Origin of the sequence: Stenotrophomonas sp. MMGLT7, assembly GCF_021168555.1 — a bacterium.
Lineage (GTDB): Bacteria > Pseudomonadota > Gammaproteobacteria > Xanthomonadales > Xanthomonadaceae > MMGLT7.
Genome location: NZ_JAJOZS010000018.1, coordinates 14859 through 37431, shown reverse-complemented (window position 1 = coordinate 37431; position 22573 = coordinate 14859). Strand labels below are relative to the sequence as shown.

The window sequence follows — 22573 nt, the reverse complement described above, 5'->3', positions numbered from 1 at the left end:
CCTTCGGGCACCTTCTACCCCGGTGGGCACGTAGTCCCTCGAACGGGAGAAGTAACAGCAAGGTGGCTTGGCCATGACCGCAACCCCCAAACCCAACGCACTGATCTGGCTGCTGCTGTCGGCGGCGATCATCGGCCTGGACCAGTGGAGCAAGGCCTGGGTGCTGTCCAGCCTGCCCGAGTACACCCCGGTGCCGGTGATCGACGGCTTCTGGAACTGGTATCGCAGCTACAACACCGGCGCCGCATTCAGCTTCCTCAGCGATGCCGGCGGCTGGCAGCTGTGGTTCTTCACCGCGCTGGCGCTGGGCATCAGCGCGATGCTGGCGTTCTGGCTGGCACGCACCGGCCGCGGCGACTGGCGCGGCGCATTGCCGTACTCGCTGGTGATCGGCGGGGCCATCGGCAACGTCATCGACCGGCTGATGCACGGCCATGTGGTGGACTTCATCCAGTGGTACGTGGGCGACCACTATTGGCCCTCGTTCAACATCGCCGACTCGGCGATCGTCGCCGGGGCCATCGGCATCGCCGTGTTCGGCCTGTTCGACGGCCGCCGCAAGGCCGGCGGCAAGCCCAACGCAGGATGATCCGATCCAGGCCTGCCCCTTGAACTTCACGCCCTTTGCCCGGACCCTCTGAGCCATGGATGTCCTGCTAGCCAATCCGCGCGGCTTCTGCGCCGGCGTCGATCGAGCCATCGAGATCGTCAAGCGTGCCATCGAGACGCTGGGCGCGCCGATCTACGTGCGCCACGAGGTGGTGCACAACCGCTTCGTGGTCGACGACCTCAAGCGCCGCGGCGCGGTGTTCGTCGAGGAACTGGACGAGGTGCCGGACAACGCCACGGTGATCTTCAGCGCCCACGGCGTCTCCAAGGCGGTGCGCGCCGAGGCCGACCGCCGCGGGCTGAAGGTGTTCGACGCCACCTGCCCGCTGGTGACCAAGGTCCACCTGGAAGTGGCGCGGCACTGCCGTGCCGGCCGCGACGTGGTGCTGATCGGCCATGCCGGCCATCCCGAGGTCGAGGGCACCATGGGGCAGTGGAGCCGGCAGGGGGGCGATGGCCACATCTACCTGGTGGAGGACATCGACGACGTCGCCTCGCTGCAGGTATCGCAGCCGGAGAACCTGGCCTACACCACCCAGACCACGCTGTCGGTGGACGACACCCGCGGCATCATCGTCGCGCTGCGGGCGCGGTTCCCGGCCATGCAGGGGCCGAAGAACGACGACATCTGCTATGCCACCCAGAACCGCCAGGATGCGGTGCGCGACCTGGCCCGCGAATGCGACCTGGTGCTGGTGGTGGGCTCGCCCAACAGCTCCAATTCCAACCGCCTGAGCGAACTGGCCAAGCGCGACGGGGTGGAGTCCTACCTGATCGACGGCGCCGACGAGATCGACCCGGCCTGGGTCGCCGGCAAGCGCCGCATCGGCCTGACCGCCGGCGCATCGGCGCCGCAGGTGCTGGTGGACGGCGTGATCGAGCGCCTGCGCGAACTGGGGGCCTCCGGGGTGTCGGAGCTGGCCGGCGAGCCGGAATCGATGGTGTTCGCGCTGCCGAAGGAGCTGCGCCTGCAACTGGTCAATTGACCGCCGCACGGCGGGGCCCTAGAATTCGCGGTTCCGCCGGAGTAGCTCAGTTGGTAGAGCACGTCATTCGTAATGATGGGGTCGTAGGTTCGATTCCTATCTCCGGCACCAGCGACACCCGACGGGCCGGCCATGCAGATGGCCGGCCCGTTTTCATGCCCGGCGCGAGCGGCTGCGGCAATTTGTCGCAGGCTCAATCACGGCGATTTTGCGCCTGATCATTGCTTAATGACTTTCGTTGTTGCTGCGCAACGGCATAAAATTGTCGCGCCAACCATTTCCAGGATCGGGTTCCGGCTTTCGCGGAGCTTGTTGGCTGTGCATTGTCCCCGCACAGCCTCCGGAAGCGGCCAGCATTCCCTCGCCATTGGATCGACCCGATGACTTCGCTGAAACAATTTGGACGCCTGCTTCGTCCAGCCGCCGTGCTGCTGGTGGCCGTGTTCCTCGCGGGCTGCAGTACCGGCATCCTCAATCCCAAGGGGCAGATCGGCCACGACCAGAAGACCCTGCTGATCACCGCGGTGGTGCTGATGCTGCTGGTGGTCATCCCGGTGATCGTGATGACGCTGGCCTTCGCCTGGCACTACCGCGCCTCCAACACCAAGGCCCGCTACGAGCCGAACTGGTCGCACTCCACCGCGATCGAGGTGGTGGTGTGGTCGATCCCGTGCCTGATCATCCTGGTGCTGGCGGTGCTGACCTGGCGTTCCTCGCACGCGCTGGACCCGTACAAGCCGATCGATTCGGATGTGCCGCCGGTCACCATCGAGGCCGTCTCGCTCGACTGGAAGTGGCTGTTCATCTACCCGGAGCAGGGCATCGCCACGGTCAACGAGATCGCCTTCCCGGTCGATACGCCGCTGAACTTCCGCATCACCTCGGACACGGTGATGAACGCGTTCTTCATCCCGCAGCTGGGCACGCAGATCTACTCGATGGCGGGCATGGAGACCAAGCTGCACCTGATCGCCAACGAGCAGGGCGAGTTCCACGGCATTTCGTCCAACTACAGCGGCCACGGCTTCGCCGGCATGAACTTCACCGCCCGCGCGACCACCGACGAGGGATTCGCGCAGTGGGTGGACAAGGTCAAGGCCGAGGGCAAGCCGCTGGACCAGGTCGCTTTCAAGGCGCTGGCCGCCGACCGCAACGAGAAGCGCTATCCGGTGACCTACTACTCCTCGGCGCAGCCGGGGCTGTTCAAGTCGATCATCGCCGCGCACGTGGGCGACAACCACCATTTCGGCATGTCGCACGATCCGCAGGAGCATGCCGCCATGGAGCATGCGGGCGGACAGCATGCCGACATGCAGCACGCCGGCATGGACCATGCCGATAACGACCATGCCGACCACAACGCGGACACCCATGCCGATGCGCCCGCGCACGGCCATGCGGGTCCGGGAGAACACTGATGCTGGGTAAACTCACTATCGAAGCGGTTCCGTACCACGAGCCGATCATCATGGTCACGCTCGCGGCCGCCGGCCTGGTCGGTCTGGTCATCCTGGGGCTGATCACCCGCTACAAGCTGTGGGGCTATCTCTGGAAGGAGTGGTTCACCTCGGTCGATCACAAGAAGATCGGCATCATGTACCTGATCGTGGCGTTCGTGATGCTGCTGCGCGGCTTCGCCGACGCGGTGATGATGCGCGCCCAGCAGGCCATGGCCGCCGGCGGCGCCGAGGGCTACCTGCCGCCGCATCACTACGACCAGATCTTCACCGCCCACGGCGTGATCATGATCTTCTTCGTGGCCATGCCGCTGGTCACCGGCCTGATGAACCTGGTGGTGCCGCTGCAGATCGGCGCCCGCGACGTCGCCTTCCCGTTCGTCAACTCGCTCAGCTTCTGGCTGTTCGTGGCCGGCGTGGGCCTGGTGATGATCTCGCTGGGCGTGGGCGAGTTCGCCCAGACCGGCTGGCTGGCCTATCCGCCGCTGTCCGGCCTGGAATACAGTCCCGGCGTCGGCGTGGACTACTACATCTGGGGCCTGCAGGTCTCCGGCCTGGGCACCACGCTCAGCGGCATCAACTTCCTGGTGACCATCTTCAAGATGCGCGCGCCGGGCATGAACCTGATGCGCATGCCGGTGTTCACCTGGACCGCGCTGGTCACCAACCTGCTGATCGTCGCCAGCTTCCCGGTGCTGACCGCCACGCTGGTGCTGCTGACCCTCGACCGCTACATGGGGACGCACTTCTTCACCAACGACGGCGGCGGCAACGCCATGATGTACGTCAACCTGATCTGGATCTGGGGCCACCCGGAGGTCTACATCCTGATCCTGCCGGCGTTCGGCGTGTTCTCCGAGGTGGTGGCCACGTTCTCGCGCAAGCCGCTGTTCGGCTACACCTCGATGGTGTACGCCACCTGCGCCATCGGCGTGCTGTCCTTCATCGTGTGGCTGCACCACTTCTTCACGATGGGCTCGGGCGCCAACGTCAACGCGTTCTTCGGCATCACCACGATGATCATCTCGGTGCCGACCGGCGTGAAGCTGTTCAACTGGCTGTTCACCATGTACCGCGGCCGCATCGAGTACCGCGTGCCGATCCTGTGGACCATCGGCTTCATGGTCACCTTCACCATCGGCGGCATGACCGGCGTGATGATGGCGGTGCCGGCGGTGGACTTCGTGCTGCACAACAGCCTGTTCCTGATCGCCCACTTCCACAACACCGCCATCGGCGGCGTGGTGTTCGGCATGATGGCCGGCATCAGCTACTGGTTCCCGAAGATGTTCGGCTTCAAGCTCAACGAGAAGCTGGGCAAGGCGGCGTTCTGGTGCTGGCTGATCGGCTTCTACCTGGCGTTCATGCCGCTATACGTGCTCGGCTTCATGGGCATGACCCGGCGCATGCAGAGCTATTCCAACCCCGAGTTCCAGCCGTGGCTGATCGTGGCCGCCGTGGGTGCGGCGGTGATCGCGCTGGGCATCGTCTTCCAGCTGCTGATGTTCATCGTCAGCATCCGCGACCGCAAGAAGAACATGGACCTGACCGGCGACCCGTGGGATGCGCGCACGCTGGAGTGGGAGACCTCCTCGCCACCGGCGTTCTACAACTTCGCGGTGGTGCCGCAGGTCGGCGGCCTGGACCAGTTCTGGCACGACAAGCTGGACGGCAAGGCGTGGAAGCGCCCGGCCAAGTACCAGGACATCCACATGCCGCGCAACACCGGCGCCGGCCTGGTCATCGGTGCCTTCAGCCTGGTATTCGGCTTCGCGATGATCTGGCACATCTGGTGGCTGGCCATCGTCGGCTTCGTCGGCATGATCGCCACGTTCATCGTGCGCACGTTCGACAAGGACACCGACTACTACGTGCCGGCCGCCGAGGTCGAGCGCATTGAGAACGAACGCTTCCGCCACCTTGAGGAAGCGGGGCTGGTGAAAGCAACGGAGCGTACGGCATGAGCAGCGCAACCACCGACACGATGACCGGGGCCGCCCACGCGGCGGCCCATGGCCACGAAGAGCACCACGATCCGGGCGAGAACACCGTCCTCGGGTTCTGGATCTACCTGATGAGCGACTGCCTCATCTTCTCCTGCCTGTTCGCCACCTACGCGGTGCTGTCCAGCTCCACCAACGGCGGGCCCAGCGGGGCCGAGTTGTTCGAGCTGCCGTTCGTGGCCTGGGAAACCGCGCTGCTGCTGCTGTCGAGCCTGACCTTCGGCCTGGGCATGATCGCGGTGCACAAGCACAAGCTGGGCCAGGTCTACGGCTGGCTGGGCGTGACCTTCCTACTCGGCGCCGGCTTCCTGGGCATGGAGATCTACGAGTTCCGCCACCTGATCCACCAGGGCTACGGGCCGGGCCACAGCGCCTTCCTGTCGGCGTTCTTCACCCTGGTCGGCACCCACGGCCTGCACGTGGCCTCCGGCCTGCTGTGGCTGATCGTGATGTTCGTGCAGGTGGCGCAGAACGGCCTGACCCCCACCAACAAGACGCGCCTGGCGTGCCTGAGCCTGTTCTGGCACTTCCTCGACATCATCTGGATCGGCGTGTTCTCCGTCGTCTACCTGTTCGGAGCCCTGTAATGGCCGCACACGACAACCATCAGACCCCCGCCCACGCCGCCGGCGGCGAAGGCCACGGCAGCGTCAAGTCCTACCTGATCGGCTTCGTTCTGGCGGTGGTGCTGACGGTGATCCCGTTCGCCATCGTGATGAGCGGCGGCTTCTCCCGCACCGTGGCCATCGCGGCGATCTCGATCCTGGGCGTGCTGCAGATCCTGGTGCACCTGAAGTTCTTCCTGCACATGGACAACTCGTCCGAGCAGCGCTGGAACGTCTCGGCGTTCGCCTTCACCGTGCTGGTGATCGCGATCATCGTGGCCGGCTCGCTGTGGATCCTCTACAACATGAACCGCCACATGATGTAGGGCTTCGCTGTGGGGCATCGCCCCGCGTATCGACGGCAGGGCCGCCTTCGGGCGGCCTTGTCGTTTCCATGGCAGGCGATCCGCGCCGGCCATGACCTTTGGCATGCGGGGGGGCGCTGCCGCGCGCACTAGCATCGGGGATCGCCCCAAGCCGGACAACCGATGAAGAAACCCGCCGCACTGATGCTGTCGCTGCTCGCCGCACTGTCGTGCGCCCCGCTGGCCGCGCAGACCGCGCCGCCGCAGGACGTGCCGTATCCGGGCGTGCTCAAGGTCGACGTGGACGCCACCGACATCGGCCGCCGCATCTTCCGCGTGCGCACCACCATGCCGGCCACGCCGGGGCCGATGACGCTGCTGTACCCGCAGTGGATCCCCGGCCACCACTCGCCCAGCGGCAGCATCGACAAGGTCGCCGGGCTCACGGTCAGGACCGCTTCCGGGCAGGTCATCCCGTGGATGCGCGATCCGTACGACGTCTACGCCTTCAAGATCGACGTGCCCCAGGGCGCCGGCGAGATCGTCGCCGAGTTCCAGTTCCTGTCCTCGCAGGGCGCAGGGCAGGGCCGGGTGGTGATGACCCCGGAGATGCTCAACCTGCAGTGGAACAGCAACTCGCTGTACCCGGCCGGCTACTACGCCCGCAACATCAAGACCGTGGCCAGCGTGACCCTGCCTCAGGGCTGGGACTACGCCACCGCGCTGGAGACCGAGAGCCGCGTCGGCAACAGGGTCACCTTCAAGCCGATCGACTACGACGACCTGGTCGATTCGCCGATCTTCGCCGGCAAGTACCACAAGCGCATCGAACTGGATGGCGGCAGCCAGCCGGTGCGGCTGAACGTGTTCGCCGACGACGCCCGCTACCTGGAGGCCAGGCCCGAGCAGGTCAAGGCGCACCAGGCGCTGGTGCAGCAGATGGACAGGCTCTACGGCGCGCGCCACTTCGACCACTACGACTTCCTGCTGGCGCTGACCGGCAAGCTCGGCGGCATCGGCCTGGAGCACCATCGTTCCAGCGAGAACAGCGGCGCGGTCGGCTACTTCACCGAATGGGACAAGACCTGGCTGGGACGCGACCTGCTGCCGCACGAGTTCAACCATTCCTGGAACGGCAAGTACCGCCGCGGCGCCGACCTGGCCACGCCGAACTTCAACGTGCCCATGGGCGACAGCCTGCTGTGGCTGTACGAGGGCCAGACCCAGTTCTTCGGCCAGGTGCTGGCCGCGCGCTCGGGGCTGTGGACCCAGGAGCAGGCGCGGGAGATGCTCGCCAACGTCGCCGCCACCTACGATCGCGGCCGTCCCGGTCTGGCCTGGCGCAACCTGCAGGACACCACCAACGACCCGACCATCGCCCAGCGCCGGCCGCTGGCGTTCCGCAACTGGCAGATGAGCGAGGACTACTACTCCGGCGGGCAGATGGTGTGGCTGGAGGTCGACGGCAAGCTGCGCGAGCTCAGCGGCAACAGGCGCTCGATCGACGACTTCGCCAAGGCGTTCTTCGGCATGGGCAACGGCGACTGGGACGTCAACCCGTACACGTTCGAGGACATCGTCGCCACGCTCGACGGCATCGCGCCGTTCGACTGGGCCACCTTCCTGCGCGGCCGCGTCGATGGCCATGGGCCGCTGACCGGCGGGCTGGAGTCGCACGGCTGGAAGCTGGTCTATACCGACACGCCCAGCGAGGCGTTCAAGGCGATCGAGGCCCGCGGCAAGGGCGTCAACCTGACCTATTCGCTGGGCCTGGCCGCCGACGACAAGGGCGTGCTCGGCGACGTGCTGTGGGACGGGCCGGCATTCGACGCCGGGCTGGCACCGGGCATGACCCTGGTCGCGGTCAACGGACGCGAGTACAGCGGCGACGAGCTCAAGCAAGCGGTGAAGGCGGCCAGGGACGGGCAGGCGCCGATCGAATTGCTGGTCAAGAAGTTCGATCGCTACGAGACCGTGCGCATCGCCTATCGCGGCGGCTTGCTGTACCCGCATCTGGAGCGCATCGCCGGCAAGCCGGACCGGCTGGCGGAACTGCTCAAGGCGCGCTGAGCGGGCGCCACGTCGCGGCGTGAGCGCATGAGCCCACGCCAGCGTCGCAGCCTCTGCGATTCGTGTCGGGCTTCATAGGCCCATGGAGACATGGGCAAGGGCGGCGGCCGTACGCGGGTATGCGCATGAGGATGACCTGGTGCTGGCTACCTTGCAGGCTGCCAGCCGGCGCATGCGAGAAGGTGTCTGGCGCAGCCCCTGGCAGGAGCGTTTCGGAAGCCTGGGTTGGCATCTGTACGCGCTGGCAATTTCGCTGTTTCCGATTGCCGTGTTCCTGGCGCTGGCCCACGGACGCAGCCTGCCGGTGGGTATGTTGTTGGCCAGCCAGGTGCTGGCCGTTCTCGGCCTGATGTGTGTGGTTGGGGAGATCGGAGCGGTGATGTTTACATTGGACCGGCGCGAGCGGCACGGTCTTCTGGCCCGGCAGCGCAGGGTCGAGGGGGCCGCGACGCTGTTGCTGCATCGCTTCGGGAGTTCCTACGACTGGCCGCGATTGCAGGCCATGCTGCAGAGCTGGAAGGAGCGCTACGGCGGGCGCCTGCAGTTGCTGCTGGCCCTGGCCGGCGTGGCTTTGGCACTGGTACTGGCTGAAACCACCGCCGATGGTCCTGCGCTTTGCAATGTGCAGGCGCCCAGCGGACTGTTGCTGGGTGCGGTAGGCCATGCTGGTCTGGCCGAGCCGTGCGCCTGGGTCCGGCTGGCGATGTGGGGACTCGTCGGCAGCCTGGCTGGGGCGATGGCCGCGTACCTGCGCCTGAAGCGAGCATTCTTCATGGCCGATGTGCTGGGGGAGATTCTTGCCCGGCAGGGCAAGGGGATAGGCTCATCGGCTGGCTGAGTCGAAGGCAAGGCAGGTAGGTCGATCGACAAGTTGCCGCCCGGGCACGTGCCACGCGTCCAGGACGGCGGCGACTACCGGGGCGCCGCGCTTGTCCGGGTCGTGGTTCTGGCGTGTCGTTTCGCGAGTGCCGTTTCCATCGCGCTCATGTCCATGAATGGCCATTGGATCGACTCGGCCATGTGTCGCCGATGACACACGGCAGCGCCCCGGGATGGGCAGCATGGGCCATCCAACAACGCAGGAGCCGATCATGAAGAGCAAGCGCATCGTTCTCGCGATGGGGGCCGTACTCGTGCTGGCCGGTTCGCTGCCGGCGGCGGCGCAGGACTACTACCCGCCGGACCGGCGCGACCACGACGACCGGCGCGACGACCGCGGTCCGCGTCCCGAGGATCGCCAAGTCCGCGACCGCGACCGCGACGATCGCGGCGGTCCACCGCGCGAGTGGCACCGCGGCGACCGCTTCGACGGTCCGCGCTACATGGTCGACGACTATCGCCGCTACGACCTGCCGCCACCGCCGGACGACCGTCATCGCTGGGTACGCGACGACGCCGGCAATTTCCTGCTGGTCGCCATCGCCAGCGGCGTGATCACCAACCTGCTGTTGAACTCGGGACACCACGGCCGCTGAGCGATCCCGTGCCGGCCTGCCGATGGCGTTCCGGTCGGCGGGCCGGGGTAGCGGCCGCAGCCTCGATGCGGTCGCCGGCCCGACCTTCGCGAGGACGCCGTCCGCTCGATCGTACGCAGGCGAGGCCGGGACCGCGGCCGGCCCTTCGCAGGAGATGAGATCGCGGGCCGCTATCCTGTCGGCCTTTCAACCTGTGCGAGTTAAACGTGGCCAAGGCAAAGATCGCCTACGTCTGCGGCGAATGCGGCGCCGAGTACAGCAAGTGGCAGGGGCAGTGTGGCGAATGCGGGGCATGGAACACGCTCAGCCAGATCGTGCTCGAAAGCCCCTCCGCAGGCCCCGCCGCGGCCTCGCCGGCGTCGCGCCGCAGCGGCTGGGCCGGCAAGCTCGACGCGCCCAGGATCACCGCGCTCAAGGACGTGCAGCACAGCGAGCATGCACGCGTGTCCACCGGCATCGGCGAGTTCGACCGGGTGCTCGGCGGCGGCCTGGTCGAAGGCGCGGTGGTGCTGGTCGGCGGCGATCCCGGCATCGGCAAGTCGACGCTGCTGCTGCAGGCGCTGGCGAAGATGGCCGGTACGCTGCCGGTGCTCTACGTCACCGGCGAGGAATCGCTGGCGCAGGTGGCCGGACGCGCGGTACGGCTGGACCTGCCGCTGGAAGGGCTCGACGCGCTGGCCGAGACCGGCATCGAGAGCATCCTGCAGCACGCCAGCGCGGCGCGGCCCAGGCTGATCGTCGCCGACTCGGTGCAGACGCTGTGGACCGAGACGCTGACCGCCGCCCCCGGTTCGGTCAGCCAGGTGCGCGAGAGCGCGGCCAGGCTGGTGCGTTACGCCAAGGAAACCGGCACCGCGGTGTTCCTGGTCGGCCACGTCACCAAGGAGGGCGGCATCGCCGGCCCGCGCGTGCTCGAGCATATGGTCGACGCGGTCCTGTACTTCGAGGGCGAGAGCGGCAGCCGTTTCCGCGTGCTGCGCGCGTTCAAGAACCGCTTCGGCGCGGTCAACGAACTGGGCGTGTTCGCGATGGGCGAGAAGGGCCTGAAGGAGGTTTCCAACCCTTCGGCGATCTTCCTGTCCGGCGGCAGCGCGCACCAGCCCGGCAGCTGCGTGATGGTCACCCGCGAGGGCACGCGGCCGCTGATGGTCGAGGTGCAGGCGCTGGTCGATTCCTCGCCGCTGTCCAACCCGCGCCGCGTCGCCGTGGGCATGGAGCAGAACCGGCTGGCGATGCTGCTGGCGGTGCTGCACCGCCACGGCGGGGTGATGGTCGGCGACCAGGACGTGTTCGTGAACGTGGTCGGCGGCATCCGCGTGCAGGAGACCGCCGTCGACCTGCCGGTACTGCTGGCGGTGCTGTCCTCGCTGCGCGACCGGCCGCTGGCGGAGAAGACCGTGGCCTTCGGCGAGGTCGGGCTTTCCGGCGAGATCCGGCCGGTGCCCAACGGCGAGGACCGGCTGCGCGAGGCGGCCACGCACGGTTTCAAGCGCGCCATCGTGCCCAAGGCCAACGCGCCCAAGACCGGTACGGTCAAGGGCATGGAAGTGATCGCGGTGGAGCGGCTGGCGCAGGCGCTGGAAGCGGTGGGCTGACGCGCCTGCGCATTCCGGGTCGGGGGCTTGCAGGGTCCCGATATCGCCCCGTTGCCGCAGACGGCGGGGCAACGAGCGGTCCTCCTTCGGTGCGAGGCCCGCGTGCGTATCGGGCCGGCTGCCTTCCCGTCGGCCGCTCCGCATCCGCCCGGCTGCCTCCGCTCACCCGCCGTGCCGGTCCGGTTCCATCGCGTCGCCGGACTGCCCGCCGCGTCCCAGCGACATGCCGCCGCCGCCCATTCCGCCGCCGCCACCTCCGCCTCCACCGCCACCGCCACCCTTGCCGCCTTCGTCGCCGCGCTTGCTGGCGCCGCCGCTGGTGCGCAGGGGGCCCTGGTTGGGAATCGCCAGGCCGGCCGGGATCGGCTCCAGGTCCAGCGCCGCGCGGATGAAGTTCCGCAGCGAGGCGACCAGTGCCGCGGTCTCGACGCGGCGGCCGGCAACCATGTCGCTGGCCGCCTGTGCCGCCAGCTGGACCTGTTCCTCGGTGCCCAGCAGGATCACGTCCGACAGCGCCGCCTCGACCGCGTCGCGGATCCGCCGGCGGCGCTCGGAGGAAGTGGTGACCGGGGTTGCGGCGGCATCCGCGGCGGCATTGCGGAGCAGGTCGCGCAGGTGCGCGGGGTCCACCGCCAGTTCGCCGGTGAACGACCCGCCCAGGGTCTTGTAGGCGGCGATCAGCGTCTTCAGCCGCTCGTTGATCTGGCGGTTCTCGCGCTCGCGGCGGCGCTGCACGGTCTGCATCGCCAGCAGGCGGATGCCCACCGCGATCACCGAGACCAGCACCAGTCCCAGCAGCGTGGACAGCAGGGCCGCCCAGGAGCTGAAGTCGAGCATGTTGCGCATGGGGATACCGTCGGGTGATGGGGAAGAATCAGCGGGCCCAACACTGCCACAACTCGCCGCGAAGGGAAGTGCAGGTGTCCCGTGCGCAGCGTGGCGACGGCGTTGCCGGCAGGGCAGGGGGCTGCGGGAATGCTTCGATCCCGCCAGCGCTGGCCGTCGGTGCCGAGAGGCATCGCGCGTTTGCCGAGGTCGACCGGCTTGCGTATCGTCGATGGACTTCGCTGGAGGTGTTCATGAAAGGATGCATCGTCTCGACACTGCGCCGCCTCGCCGGCACATGCCTGGGCCTGGCCCTGTGCGCGGCGGCGTATGCGCAGGCGCCGGCGGACCTGCTGGCGGTGCCCGGTCCGCTGCAGTTCGGGGGCGAGCGTTTCCACCTGGCCTGGAGCGGCCATCCCTGGCCTGGCTACTACAAGCAGGAGTACGTGCCCGCCGGCCAGCCGGTGGAGCGCTTCCACGCGATGCTGCTGCTCGACCTGGCGCTGGGCGATGCCGACCCCGCGCGGCAACTGCAGGCCAAGGTCCGCGAGCTGGAGCAGCGCAAGGCCTTCGATCCGCACGTGACCTATGAGATACGGCAGCAGGGCAACGACGGCGATGGACTGCTGGATTTCGTGCTCTCTGCGCCCGCCGCCGACGGCAGCGTCATCGTCGAGTGGAACGCCTATCGCTACGTCCGCCGTCCCGACGGCGTGCTGCTGCTGGGCATCAGCCGCCGCGGCTATGGCGACGGCGAGGTCCGGGATCTTGCCGCGGGCCTGCCGCGTGCCCGCCTGCGCGACCTTGCCGCGCTGGCACGGTGGCCGCTGCCGGCAGTGGAGGTGCCGGCGGGCGGCGATTGAAGGCCGGGCGTTGCGGATCGCGTCCGTTCGCGCACCGCCCGCAAGCGGCAAGGACGCCCGCTCAGGCGCCGGCGCGATGGCCGAGCAGCAGCTCGATCACGAACTTGCTGCCGAAGAACGCCAGCAGCAACAGCGCCGCCGCCGCCAGGGTCCCGTGCACGGCCTTGGCGCCGCGCCAGCCATAGCGCCAGCGCCCGAGCAGCAGCGCGCCGAAGACGATCCACGACAGCACGCTGAGCACGGTCTTGTGCACCAGCTTCTGCGCGAACAGGTCCTCCACGAACAGCGCGCCGGTGAGCAGGGTCAGCGTCAGCAGGATGAACCCGGCGCCGATCGTGCGGAACAGCAGCGTCTCCAGTTCGGTCAGCGGCGGCAGCGCGCGCAGCCAGTTGCGGAAATCCCGCCTGCGCAGCGCACGTTCCTGCAGCCACAGCATGCCGGCCAGCAGCGCGGCGATGCCGAGGGTGGCATAGGCCAGCAGCGCCAGCCAGGCATGCAGTTGCAGCCGCCAGTCCAGTTCCGGGCTGTAGGCATGGCCATAGACCTGGTAGGCCAGCAGCAGCATCGCCGCCAGCGGGAAGACGACCACGCCCAGCGCCGCCATGCGCCCGCGCGCGGCCACCAGCAGGGTCAGCGCGGCCATGCCCAGCCCGACCAGCGACAGCGCGGCGAAGAAGTGCATGTCCGCCCCGCCCGGGCTGCGCACCGCCACCAGGACGTGGTAGCCGGCATGCAGCAGCACGGCGGCGAGCGCCGGCCACAGCCAATGGCGGTCGCCGGCGGACTGGCGCTTCACCGCGGCGACCAGCAGCGCGGTGGCGGCCAGGTACAGGACGATGGAGATGAGAACGATTGTCATCGATGGGAGTCTCTCACAACCGCTGGCCTGTGGCGCGGGAGCGGCGCGGCGGCCGGTCCCGGATGCCGCGGCCGGGGGTCATGGGGAGGTGGAGGGCGGACCGCTATAATCCGCTTCCGTCTCCGATAGCGATACCACCGGCATGTTCGAATCCCTCACCCAGCGCCTCTCCGGCACCATCGAGCGCCTGCGCGGGCGCGGCCGCCTGACCGAGGAGAACATCCGCGAGGCCACCCGCGAGGTGCGCATCGCCCTGCTCGAGGCCGACGTCGCCCTGCCGGTGGTGCAGGCGCTGATCGAGCGCATCAAGGTGCGCGCGGTCGGCCAGGAGGTGCTCAAGTCGCTGACCCCGGGCCAGGCGCTGATCAAGGTGGTGCGCGACGAGCTGACCACGGTGATGGGCTCGGCCGCCACCGACCTCAACCTCAACGTGCCGGCGCCGGCGGTGATCCTGATGGCCGGCCTGCAGGGCGCCGGCAAGACCACCACCGTCGGCAAGCTCGCCAAGCACCTGAAGGAGAAGCGCAAGAAGAAGGTGATGGTGGTGTCGGCCGACGTCTACCGCCCGGCCGCGATCGAGCAGCTGCGGACGCTGGCCGAGCAGGTCGGGGTGCTGTTCTTCCCTTCCGATGCCGGGCAGAAGCCGGTGGACATCGTCCGCGCCGCCATCGACGACGCGAAGAAGTCCTTCGCCGACGTGCTGATCGTCGACACCGCCGGCCGCCTCGCCATCGACGAGGCGATGATGGCCGAGATCAAGGCGCTGCACGGCGCGGTCAACCCGGCCGAGACGCTGTTCGTGGTCGACTCGATGACCGGCCAGGACGCGGCCAACACCGCCAAGGCGTTCGGCGAGGCGCTGCCGCTGACCGGCGTGGTGCTGACCAAGACCGACGGCGACGCCCGCGGCGGCGCGGCGCTGTCGGTGCGCTACATCACCGGCCGCCCGATCAAGTTCGTCGGCACCGGCGAGAAGACCGACGGCCTGGACGTGTTCCACCCCGACCGCGTCGCCAGCCGCATCCTCGACATGGGCGACGTGCTGTCGCTGGTGGAGCAGGTCGAGCAGACGGTGGACCAGGAGAAGGCGGCCAAGCTCGCCGCCAAGGTCGCCAAGGGCAAGAAGTTCGACCTCAACGACATGAAGGAACAGCTCGAGCAGATGCAGAACATGGGCGGCATCGGCTCGCTGATGGACAAGCTGCCGGGCCTGGGCCAGATCCCCGACCACCTCAAGCAGCAGGTCGCCGGCGGCAAGGAAGTGCCGCGGATGATCGCCATCATCGGTTCGATGACCAAGAAGGAGCGGCGCAACCCGGCCATCCTCAACGGCTCGCGCCGCGCCCGGATCGCCCGCGGTTCCGGCACCCAGCCCTCGGACGTCAACAAGCTGATGAAGCAGTACCAGCAGATGGAAAAGATGATGGGCAAGCTGGCCGGCGGCGGCATGAAGGGCATGATGCGCAGCATGAAGGGCATGATGGGGGCGATGGGCGGCCGCGGCGGCCTGCCCTTCCGCTGAGCGGGCCTGCTCTTCCCTTCTCCCGCTTGCGGGAGAAGGTGCCCGAAGGGCGGATGAGGGCGAGCGGGCGAGCGGGTGAGCGACAATGCCCGCCGGTGCGCCCCGCGCCGCCATGCATCGTGCCGATGAACGCCGACATCCAGGCCCGCGTTTCCTCCTTCTGCAGCCGCTTCGGCCTGCGCCTGCCGGTCCTGCTCGGGCCGATGGCCGGGGCCTGCCCGGTCCCGCTTTCGGTCGCCGTGGCCGATGCCGGCGGCATGGGTGCGATGGGCGCGGTGCTCTCGGCGCCGGAGGACATCGGGCGCTGGATGGCGCAGTTCCGCGCCGGCAGCGATGGCCCGGCGCAGGTCAACCTGTGGGTTCCCGATCCCCCGCCGGCCCGCGATGCCGCCGCCGAAGCCGCGACCCGCGCCCTCCTGGCGCAATGGGGCCCGCAGGTCCCGGCCGGGGCGGGCGACGCCGGCCCGGCCGACTTCGACGCCCAGTTCGAGGCGCTGCTGCAGGCCCGTCCGGCCGTGGCGTCGTCGATCATGGGGGTGTTCCGTCCGGACCAGGTGCTGCGGCTCAAGCAGGCCGGCATCGCCTGGTTCGCCTGCGCCACGACGCTGGCCGAAGCGCGCGCAGCCGAAAGTGCCGGCGCCGACGCCGTGGTCGCGCAGGGTTTCGAGGCCGGCGGCCACCGCGGCGCGTTCGATGCCGATGCGGCCGAGCGCCAGCTGGTCGGCCTGTTCGCGCTGCTGCCGCGCCTGGCCGATGCCCTCGACATCCCGGTCGTCGCCGCCGGCGGCATCGCCGATGGACGCGGCATCGCCGCCGCGCTTACGCTCGGCGCCAGCGCCGTGCAGGTCGGCACCGGCCTGCTGCGCACGCCCGAGGCCGCGCTGCCTCCGGCCTGGGCCGACGCGCTGGCCGAGGCCGAGCCGGAGGCGACCTGGCCGACCCGGGCCTTCTCCGGCCGGCTCGGCCGCGCCCTGGCCACCGACTACGTGCGCGCGGCTGCCGCGCCGTCGGCGCCACCGCCGCGGCCGTACCCGGTGCAGCGCGGCCTCACCGCGCCGATGCGGCAGCAGGCCGCGCGCGAGAACCGGCTGGCGGCGATGCAGGCCTGGGCCGGGCAGTCGGCGACGCTGGCCCGGGCCGAGCCGGCCGCGGCGCTGCTGCGGGCGTGGTGGGCGCAGGCACAGGAGCTTCTGTGAGCGTGCTGCTCTGCAATGGCCATCCGGCCGATGCGGAGGCACTGGCCGCGGCGGCGCTGGTCAACTACGGCCACTTCACCTCGATGCAGGTCCGCGCCGGCGCGGTGCGCGGTCTGCACCTGCACCTGCAGCGCCTGCGGCAGGGAACGCAGGCGCTGTTCGGCACGGATCTCGACGAGCGCCGGGTACGCGCCGACCTGCGCGCGGCACTGGCGGCATTCGGCGACGACGACGCCTCGCTGCGGGTGACGGTGTTCTCGCGCCGGTTCGACTTCCGCGACCCGCTGCGCGCCGTCGCGCCGGACCTGCTGGTCGCGGCGACGCCGGCCTCGGCGTTGCCGGCGCCGGCGCTGCGGCTGCGCTCGCTGGGCTTCGTGCGCGACAGTCCCGGGCTCAAGCACGTCGGCACCTTCCCGCTGTTCCACTACCGACGGCAGGCGCTGGCCGCCGGTTTCGACGACGCGCTGTTCGTCGATCCGCAGGGCAGCGTGGTCGAGGGGACGGTCTGGAACCTGGGGCTCTGGGATGGACGGCGCGTGATCTGGCCGCAGGGGCCGGCGCTGCGCGGCACCCAGGAACGGCTGCTGCAGGCGGGACTGGACGAGCTCGGCGTGCCGCAGGTCGTCCAGCCGGTCCCGCTGGAATTGCTGGGCGCGAAGGTGGCCGCCTTCGCCTGCAACGCGCGTGGCCAGCAGGTGGTCGACTCGGTCGACGGGCATGCGCTGGCGCGGGCGCCGGAGCTGCCGGCATTGCTGCAGCGGGCACTTGAAACCCAGCCGCTGCAGCCGCTGTGAGCGGCACCGGCGCGGTGTTCGCCATCCTCGTCGTTTAACATGGGCGGGCTCCGGGCGGGGAAGCCCGGAAGGGAAGCCAGGACCGGCATCGCCATGCGCCATCCGGTCCGAGCCAGCGCCGCACCATGCCGCACCGCCGGCCCCAGGGGAACCGAGACATCCATGCTGGACCACACCTCATCGTCATCGCTGGCGGAAGACGCGCCGCCGGCTCCCGAAACCGTGCGCCTGCAGGCGCAGTTCCATGGCCGCGCCGGCGAGTACTTCCGCATCTGGATCGTCAACCTGGTGCTGAGCATCCTCACCCTGGGCATCTACTCGGCGTGGGCCAAGGTGCGCAGCGAGCGCTACTTCTACGGCAATACCCGCGTGGACGGCTCGGCATTCGAGTACCTGGCCGATCCGCTGCGGATCCTGAAGGGGCGCCTGATCGCCTACGCGCTGGTGATCGTGCTGGTGGCGAGCCAGCACTTCCTGCCGTTGCTGTACCTGCTGCTGGCGCTGGCGTTGTTCCTGTGCATGCCGCTGATCGTGTTCCTGAGCCTGCGCTTCCGTGCGCGCTACTCGGCCTGGCGCGGGCTGCGCTTCCGTTTCGTCGGCTCCGCCGGCGAGGCCTACGGGCCGTTCCTCGGCTGGAACATCCTCTCGGCCATCACCGGCTCGCTGCTGTACCCGCTGATGCGCAGGCGCCAGCACCAGTACATGGTCGACGGCCACCGCTTCGGCAGCGCGGCGTTCCGCTTTCACGGCGATGCCAGTGGCTACTACCTTCCCTACCTGATCGCGCTGGGCGCGGGCGTCGCGCTGATGGTGCTGATGGTCGTGGCGATGGTCGGCCTGGTGGTGGGCGCCAAGGTCCTCGGCGCGGAGGCTGGGTCGGCGCAGCAGGTCTTGGGCTCGATGATCGTGGTGCTGATGCTGGCCGTCTACCTGTCCATGTTCGCGCTGATGGCGTTGGTCCACACCCGCTATACCAACCTGCTGTGGAGCAATACCCGGCTGCAGGGAGGGCACCGCTTCGAATGCACGCTGCGGGTGCGCGACATGCTGTGGATCTACGCCAGCAACCTGGTCGCGATCCTGTGCACGCTGGGCCTGGCCACGCCCTGGGCGCGCGTGCGGCTGGCGCACTATCGCGCCCGTCATTTCGCAGTGCTGGCCAGCGGTGGCGTCGGCGGCTTCATGGCCAGTGTCGCGGGCGAGCAGGGCGCGGCCGGTGCCGAGCTGGCCGATGCGCTGGACATCATGGGGGACATCGGCTTTTGAACCCGCAGCAGCTCGCCGGGCGCTGGTACGACGGCCGTTCGAGCCAGGCCCACGAGGTCGTGCTGGAGCACGTGCCCGGAGAGCGCGTGCTGCGGATCGTCGATGTGGCCGGCACGGCCGTGGAGTGGCCGCTGGCCGAGATCGAGATCGACAACCGCCTCGGCGACCTGCCGCGGGTGCTGCGGCGCCGCGGCCACGGCCAGGTCGAATGCGCGGACTCGCCGCTGCTGGCGCAATGGTTCGTACGACCGCGCAGCCGCGTGCAGGCCTGGGCCGACTGGCTGGAGCGCCGGCGCGCGGCGATCGCCGCCGCGGTCGTGGTCGCCGTCGCCTGCGCCGTGCTGGCGCTGAAGGTGGGACTGCCGTGGCTGGCGCTGCAACTGGCCGAGCGCATCCCGCCGGCGATGGAGGCGCAGGTCAGCAATCAGGTGGTGTCGCTGCTCGAACGCATGCAGCTGCAGCCGAGCCGACTTCCGCCCGCGCGGCAGCGGCAGCTGCGCGGGCGCTTCGCCGCGCTGGTCGCCGGCGAGCCGCGGTACCGGCAGATGCGGCTGCGGTTCGCGCGGGCCCCCTCGCTGGGAGCCAATGCCTTCGCCCTGCCGGACGGACGGATCTACCTGACCGATGCGCTGGCGCAGCTTGCCGGGGACGACGACGAACTGCTGGCCGTGCTCGCCCACGAGGCCGGCCATCACGTGCACCGGCACGGGCTGCGCCAGGCCATCGAGAGCTCGGCGGTGGTGGTCGCGGCAGGCGTGGCGTTCGGCGACGTGTCCGGCTCGTCGCTGGCGGTGGCGGTCCCCACGGTGTTGCTGAAGAGCGGCTACTCGCGCGGCCACGAACGCGAGGCCGATGCCTACGCGCTGGAACTGCTGCGCCGGCGCGGGATCGATCCGTCGGCGTTCGCCCGCATCATGCGCCGGCTGCAGGCGCACTCGGGGGCCGGGCAGGGCATCGACGGCTATCTCTCCACCCATCCACCGACGCCGGAGCGGATCCGCGCCGCCGAGGCGGCGGCACGCGGCCCCTGAGCGGCAGGACGGGGCGGGGGCTTTTACCCGGCACCGGCGATGCCCTATACTTGCAGGCTTACCTCGCCATCCTGGCGACTGGGCAACACAGGAATCACTGCAATGGTCAAGATCCGACTGACCCGTGGCGGCGCCAAGAAGCGTCCGTTCTACCACATCATCGTCACCGACGTGCGCAGCGCGCGCGACGGCCGCAACATCGAGCGCGTGGGCTACTACAACCCGGTCGCCCAGGGTGCCGAGCAGCGCGTCGTGCTGGACGTGGCCCGCGTCGACCATTGGGTCGCCAACGGCGCCCAGCTGACCGACAAGGTCCGCAACCTGTACAAGGAAGCGGCCAAGGCCCAGGCCACCGCAGCCTGATCCACAGGGCCGTGCCTGTCGGCGCGGCCCGATTCGCTGGCATGCCGCCGACATGAGCAACGATAGCGGGCGCCGCATCCTGCTGGGCAGGGTGGTCGGCGCCTTCGGCGTACGCGGCGAGCTCAAGCTCGAGTCCTGGACCGAGCCGCGCGCGGCGATCTTCCGCTACCAGCCATGGATCCTGCGCAGCCCCTCCGGCCAGGAAACCGAGCTGTCCGGCGCGCGTGGACGCGACTCCGGCAAGCACCTGGTGGCGAGCTTCCCCGGCGTCGCCGAGCGCGACCAGGTCGAGGCCCTGCGCGGCACCGAGATCTACGTGCCCCGCAGCGCGCTGCCGCCGCCGGCGCCGGACGAGTACTACTGGGTCGACCTGGAAGGGCTGGACGTGCGCACGACCGAGGGCCGGTCCCTCGGCACCGTCTCGCACCTGTTCTCCACCGGTGCCAACGACGTGCTGGTGGTGCGCGGCGATCGCGAGCGGCTGATCCCGTTCGTGCAGCCGGATTTCGTCAAGTCGGTGGATTTCGGCGGCGACGGCATCGTGGTGGACTGGGATCCGGAGTTCTGAGCGCCTGCCCAAGGTCTGGTCTCTGTAGGAGCGACTTCAGTCGCGATGAGGCCTTGCCGGTAGAGCTCCATCGCGACTGAAGTCGCTCCTACGGTCGCTCTGCGCGTGCGTCGAAGAACGCCCGGGATCGACAGAGCGCAAGCCTGCTAGCCTCTCAACGAATTCCGAACGCCTTTCGACAGCCGCAGGCTGTCCATCCCGAATCCCGAATCCCCGAACCGATGCGCATCGACGTCGTCAGCCTGTTTCCCGAGTTCATCGACCAGTGCGCGGCATTCGGCGTGGTCGGGCGGGCGCGCGAGCGCGGCCTGCTGGCGCTGAAAGGGTGGAGCCCGCGCGACTACGCTCAGGGCAACTACCGCCGCGTCGACGACCGCCCGTTCGGCGGCGGGCCCGGCATGGTGATGCTGATCGAGCCATTGCGTGCCTGCCTGGCGGCGGTACGTGCGGCCGACCCGCAGCCGGCGCCGGTGATCTACCTCAGCCCGCAGGGACGGCCGCTGACCCAGGCCAAGGTCCGCGAGCTGGCGGCGCTGCCGCGGCTGGTGTTGCTGTGCGGCCGCTACGAGGGCGTGGACGAGCGCCTGCTGGCGGCCGAGGTGGACGAGGAGATCTCCATCGGCGACTACGTGCTGTCCGGCGGCGAGCTGGGCGCGGCGGTGATCGTCGATGCGGTCACCCGGTTGCAGGAGGGCGCGCTGGGCGATGCCGAGTCGGCCGAGCAGGACAGTTTCGAGGGGCCGGAGGGCCTGCTGGACTGCCCGCACTACAGCCATCCGGCCAGCCACGAGCTGGGCGAGGTGCCCGAGGTGCTGCGCTCGGGCAACCATGCCGCCATCGCGCGCTGGCGGCGGCAGCAGTCGCTGCTGCGTACCTGGCTGCGGCGGCCGGACCTGCTGCACGAGGAGCAGTTGTCCAAGGCCGACCGCGCGCTGCTGGAGCAGGCGCGGCAGGCTCTCTCGGGAGATTCCGCTCCCTAGCGAGTGCGGGGCGGCGCAAGCCGTCCGTCCGTCCGCGCAATCCATGTTCTCGCCGCTTCTTGGCCCGCAAGCGCCCCGGCAGGCCGGCGAATCGTCGAACATCCGGCCTTGCGCTGGCCGGCCCATCGCCGCGAAGGTCTCCGTCGCCCCGCCCCTGGCGCAACGGCACGAACTTCGGCTATCATGCGGGATTCCCATCGGGCCTTGCGGCCGGTTGCGGACTCCTACAACAAACGTGCAGCACAGTCCGGTGACTGCATGAGCCCACGTTGTCGAACGACACGCCCACCCGAACAAGATATCGGTGCAACCATGAGCAAGCTGAACAAGACCATCCTCTCGGACTTCGAATCCGCCCAGATCTCCCGCGAACTGCCGAAGTTCAGCCAGGGTGACACCGTCGTCGTCAACGTGAAGGTGAAGGAAGGCAACCGCGAGCGCGTGCAGGCCTACGAAGGCGTCGTCATCGGCACCAAGAACGCCGGCCTGAACTCCGCCTTCACCGTGCGCAAGATCTCGCACGGCTACGGCGTCGAGCGCGTGTTCCAGACCCACAGCGCCATCATCGACTCGGTCGAGGTGAAGCGCCGCGGCAAGGTCCGCGCCGGCAAGCTGTACTACCTGCGTGGCCTGGAAGGTAAGGCTGCCCGCATCAAGGAAGACCTGGCCGCCGCTGCGCAGGCCAAGGCCGCGCGCCTGGCCGCCAAGGCCGAGTAAGCGACACCGCGACGGCCTCCGGGTCGCTGCGACGGACGGCCGCCTTCGGGCGGCCGTTTGCTTTGTGCGCGGCGACATCGCGACCGTGGCGGCCTGGCGCGGCCTGCGGCACACTGGCGCCGGTTCCCCGATGAGAGAGACGGTCGATGCACCGAGGCCTGGTTTCCGCGATCGTGCTCGGGTCCGCTTCGCTGTGCGGCGGATGCGCCAGCACCGGCTGGGGCGACGACCCGAATGCCGGCATTCCCTACCATTGCCAGCGGCAGGCCTCGGACGCCGCCGCCGGCGTGCTGCCGGACAAGGCCGATGGCGAGGCCCGCCAGCGCCACCGCGATGCCTACGTGAGCCGCGACTGCCAGCGCTACTACGACCGCTCGGTGGAAGTGGAGCTGCTTCCCCGGCGCGGCCCCGGTTCCGGGCGCTGAGCGCAGGCGGCTCGGGGCCGTCAGCCCTGCTTTGCCCGCCGCTGCCGCAGGGGCGGGGC

The 22573-nt window shown here is 69.3% G+C and carries 23 protein-coding genes and 1 tRNA gene; 22 read left to right on the top strand and 2 right to left on the bottom strand.

The features are described from left to right. The first annotated feature begins 73 nt into the window (after positions 1–73). From lspA to radA, 11 genes are all read left to right on the top strand, one after another. A complete protein-coding gene (lspA, locus tag LRX76_RS17100) occupies positions 74–589 on the top strand; it encodes a signal peptidase II (RefSeq protein ID WP_231806838.1) in 516 nt (171 codons plus the stop codon). Positions 590–644: 55 nt separating this feature from the next. Next, positions 645–1595 (top strand): 4-hydroxy-3-methylbut-2-enyl diphosphate reductase, encoded by a 951-nt coding sequence (gene ispH / locus LRX76_RS17095; protein WP_231806837.1) that lies wholly within the window; start codon positions 645–647, stop codon positions 1593–1595. A 35-nt stretch (positions 1596–1630) separates the two neighbouring features. Continuing rightward, a tRNA-Thr gene (locus tag LRX76_RS17090) sits at positions 1631–1706 on the top strand. Positions 1707–1975: 269 nt separating this feature from the next. Further along, complete coding sequence (cyoA, locus tag LRX76_RS17085) at positions 1976–3013, top strand: ubiquinol oxidase subunit II (protein WP_231806836.1); 1038 nt, start codon at positions 1976–1978, stop codon at positions 3011–3013. Further along, the gene (cyoB, locus tag LRX76_RS17080; RefSeq protein WP_231806835.1) at positions 3013–5016 is read left to right on the top strand and encodes a cytochrome o ubiquinol oxidase subunit I; all 2004 of its coding nucleotides are present in this window, start codon (positions 3013–3015) and stop codon (positions 5014–5016) included. The genes cyoA and cyoB overlap by 1 nt, the downstream gene beginning before the upstream one ends. Beyond that, entirely contained in the window at positions 5013–5642 is a 630-nt protein-coding gene (gene cyoC / locus LRX76_RS17075; protein ID WP_231806834.1) for a cytochrome o ubiquinol oxidase subunit III, read from the top strand. The genes cyoB and cyoC overlap by 4 nt, the downstream gene beginning before the upstream one ends. Next, positions 5642–5986, top strand: a complete 345-nt coding sequence (cyoD, locus tag LRX76_RS17070; RefSeq protein ID WP_231806833.1) for a cytochrome o ubiquinol oxidase subunit IV — start codon at positions 5642–5644, stop codon at positions 5984–5986. The genes cyoC and cyoD overlap by 1 nt, the downstream gene beginning before the upstream one ends. 162 nt (positions 5987–6148) lie before the next feature. After that, entirely contained in the window at positions 6149–8035 is a 1887-nt protein-coding gene (locus LRX76_RS17065) for a tetratricopeptide repeat protein (protein WP_231806832.1), read from the top strand. A gap of 82 nt (positions 8036–8117) precedes the next feature. Continuing rightward, positions 8118–8873 (top strand): hypothetical protein, encoded by a 756-nt coding sequence (locus LRX76_RS17060; RefSeq protein ID WP_231806831.1) that lies wholly within the window; start codon positions 8118–8120, stop codon positions 8871–8873. 253 nt (positions 8874–9126) lie between these two features. Next, positions 9127–9510, top strand: a complete 384-nt coding sequence (locus LRX76_RS17055; RefSeq protein WP_231806830.1) for an RcnB family protein — start codon at positions 9127–9129, stop codon at positions 9508–9510. Between the two features lie 206 nt (positions 9511–9716). Continuing rightward, positions 9717–11105, top strand: a complete 1389-nt coding sequence (gene radA / locus LRX76_RS17050; RefSeq protein WP_231806829.1) for a DNA repair protein RadA — start codon at positions 9717–9719, stop codon at positions 11103–11105. Positions 11106–11267: 162 nt separating this feature from the next. Here the strand turns inward: radA and LRX76_RS17045 are convergent, their stop codons facing one another. Next, positions 11268–11951 (bottom strand): hypothetical protein, encoded by a 684-nt coding sequence (locus tag LRX76_RS17045; protein WP_231806828.1) that lies wholly within the window; start codon positions 11949–11951, stop codon positions 11268–11270. A 233-nt stretch (positions 11952–12184) separates the two neighbouring features. On the opposite strand from LRX76_RS17045, the gene LRX76_RS17040 reads away from it, so the two are divergent. Next, a complete protein-coding gene (locus LRX76_RS17040; protein WP_231806827.1) occupies positions 12185–12793 on the top strand; it encodes a hypothetical protein in 609 nt (202 codons plus the stop codon). A gap of 61 nt (positions 12794–12854) precedes the next feature. On the opposite strand, the gene ccsA is transcribed toward LRX76_RS17040, so the two are convergent. Beyond that, entirely contained in the window at positions 12855–13652 is a 798-nt protein-coding gene (gene ccsA, locus LRX76_RS17035; RefSeq protein WP_231806826.1) for a cytochrome c biogenesis protein CcsA, read from the bottom strand. A 142-nt stretch (positions 13653–13794) separates the two neighbouring features. Between ccsA and ffh the strand changes: the two genes are divergently transcribed. The 10 genes from ffh (at position 13795) to LRX76_RS16985 (ending at position 22514) form a co-directional block, all read left to right on the top strand. Next, on the top strand, positions 13795–15174 hold the full coding sequence (gene ffh / locus LRX76_RS17030; protein ID WP_231806825.1) for a signal recognition particle protein: 1380 nt from the start codon (positions 13795–13797) through the stop codon (positions 15172–15174). Between the two features lie 125 nt (positions 15175–15299). Next, the gene (locus LRX76_RS17025; protein WP_231806824.1) at positions 15300–16370 is read left to right on the top strand and encodes a nitronate monooxygenase; all 1071 of its coding nucleotides are present in this window, start codon (positions 15300–15302) and stop codon (positions 16368–16370) included. After that, entirely contained in the window at positions 16367–17164 is a 798-nt protein-coding gene (locus LRX76_RS17020) for an aminotransferase class IV family protein (RefSeq protein WP_231806823.1), read from the top strand. The genes LRX76_RS17025 and LRX76_RS17020 overlap by 4 nt, the downstream gene beginning before the upstream one ends. A 162-nt stretch (positions 17165–17326) precedes the next feature. After that, the gene (locus LRX76_RS17015; RefSeq protein WP_231806822.1) at positions 17327–18430 is read left to right on the top strand and encodes a YjgN family protein; all 1104 of its coding nucleotides are present in this window, start codon (positions 17327–17329) and stop codon (positions 18428–18430) included. After that, positions 18427–19461 carry a M48 family metallopeptidase gene (locus LRX76_RS17010; RefSeq protein WP_231806821.1) on the top strand — a complete coding sequence of 345 codons (1035 nt, stop codon included), beginning with the start codon at positions 18427–18429 and terminating at the stop codon, positions 19459–19461. Before LRX76_RS17015 ends, LRX76_RS17010 begins: the two co-directional genes overlap by 4 nt. 102 nt (positions 19462–19563) lie before the next feature. Beyond that, the gene (rpsP, locus tag LRX76_RS17005) at positions 19564–19824 is read left to right on the top strand and encodes a 30S ribosomal protein S16 (RefSeq protein ID WP_231806820.1); all 261 of its coding nucleotides are present in this window, start codon (positions 19564–19566) and stop codon (positions 19822–19824) included. A gap of 52 nt (positions 19825–19876) precedes the next feature. Next, on the top strand, positions 19877–20392 hold the full coding sequence (gene rimM, locus LRX76_RS17000) for a ribosome maturation factor RimM (RefSeq protein WP_231806819.1): 516 nt from the start codon (positions 19877–19879) through the stop codon (positions 20390–20392). 221 nt (positions 20393–20613) lie between these two features. Continuing rightward, positions 20614–21372, top strand: a complete 759-nt coding sequence (gene trmD, locus LRX76_RS16995) for a tRNA (guanosine(37)-N1)-methyltransferase TrmD (RefSeq protein ID WP_231806818.1) — start codon at positions 20614–20616, stop codon at positions 21370–21372. A gap of 312 nt (positions 21373–21684) precedes the next feature. Further along, positions 21685–22089: a 50S ribosomal protein L19 gene (rplS, locus tag LRX76_RS16990; protein WP_231806817.1), complete on the top strand. Its 405-nt coding sequence runs from the start codon at positions 21685–21687 to the stop codon at positions 22087–22089. A 146-nt stretch (positions 22090–22235) separates the two neighbouring features. Beyond that, entirely contained in the window at positions 22236–22514 is a 279-nt protein-coding gene (locus LRX76_RS16985; RefSeq protein ID WP_231806816.1) for a hypothetical protein, read from the top strand. Positions 22515–22573 lie beyond the last annotated feature (59 nt).

Bases quoted from the DNA above. Each gene is read 5' to 3' on its own strand.
- lspA (WP_231806838.1), top strand. From the start codon at position 74: ATGACCGCAACCCCCAAACCCAACGCACTGATCTGGCTGCTGCTGTCG.
- ispH (WP_231806837.1), top strand. From the start codon at position 645: ATGGATGTCCTGCTAGCCAATCCGCGCGGCTTCTGCGCCGGCGTCGAT.
- cyoA (WP_231806836.1), top strand. From the start codon at position 1,976: ATGACTTCGCTGAAACAATTTGGACGCCTGCTTCGTCCAGCCGCCGTG.
- cyoB (WP_231806835.1), top strand. From the start codon at position 3,013: ATGCTGGGTAAACTCACTATCGAAGCGGTTCCGTACCACGAGCCGATC.
- cyoC (WP_231806834.1), top strand. From the start codon at position 5,013: ATGAGCAGCGCAACCACCGACACGATGACCGGGGCCGCCCACGCGGCG.
- cyoD (WP_231806833.1), top strand. From the start codon at position 5,642: ATGGCCGCACACGACAACCATCAGACCCCCGCCCACGCCGCCGGCGGC.
- LRX76_RS17065 (WP_231806832.1), top strand. From the start codon at position 6,149: ATGAAGAAACCCGCCGCACTGATGCTGTCGCTGCTCGCCGCACTGTCG.
- LRX76_RS17060 (WP_231806831.1), top strand. From the start codon at position 8,118: ATGGAGACATGGGCAAGGGCGGCGGCCGTACGCGGGTATGCGCATGAG.
- LRX76_RS17055 (WP_231806830.1), top strand. From the start codon at position 9,127: ATGAAGAGCAAGCGCATCGTTCTCGCGATGGGGGCCGTACTCGTGCTG.
- LRX76_RS17045 (WP_231806828.1), bottom strand. From the start codon at position 11,951: ATGCGCAACATGCTCGACTTCAGCTCCTGGGCGGCCCTGCTGTCCACG.
- LRX76_RS17040 (WP_231806827.1), top strand. From the start codon at position 12,185: ATGAAAGGATGCATCGTCTCGACACTGCGCCGCCTCGCCGGCACATGC.
- ccsA (WP_231806826.1), bottom strand. From the start codon at position 13,652: ATGACAATCGTTCTCATCTCCATCGTCCTGTACCTGGCCGCCACCGCG.
- ffh (WP_231806825.1), top strand. From the start codon at position 13,795: ATGTTCGAATCCCTCACCCAGCGCCTCTCCGGCACCATCGAGCGCCTG.
- LRX76_RS17025 (WP_231806824.1), top strand. From the start codon at position 15,300: ATGAACGCCGACATCCAGGCCCGCGTTTCCTCCTTCTGCAGCCGCTTC.
- LRX76_RS17015 (WP_231806822.1), top strand. From the start codon at position 17,327: ATGCTGGACCACACCTCATCGTCATCGCTGGCGGAAGACGCGCCGCCG.
- rpsP (WP_231806820.1), top strand. From the start codon at position 19,564: ATGGTCAAGATCCGACTGACCCGTGGCGGCGCCAAGAAGCGTCCGTTC.
- rimM (WP_231806819.1), top strand. From the start codon at position 19,877: ATGAGCAACGATAGCGGGCGCCGCATCCTGCTGGGCAGGGTGGTCGGC.
- trmD (WP_231806818.1), top strand. From the start codon at position 20,614: ATGCGCATCGACGTCGTCAGCCTGTTTCCCGAGTTCATCGACCAGTGC.
- rplS (WP_231806817.1), top strand. From the start codon at position 21,685: ATGAGCAAGCTGAACAAGACCATCCTCTCGGACTTCGAATCCGCCCAG.
- LRX76_RS16985 (WP_231806816.1), top strand. From the start codon at position 22,236: ATGCACCGAGGCCTGGTTTCCGCGATCGTGCTCGGGTCCGCTTCGCTG.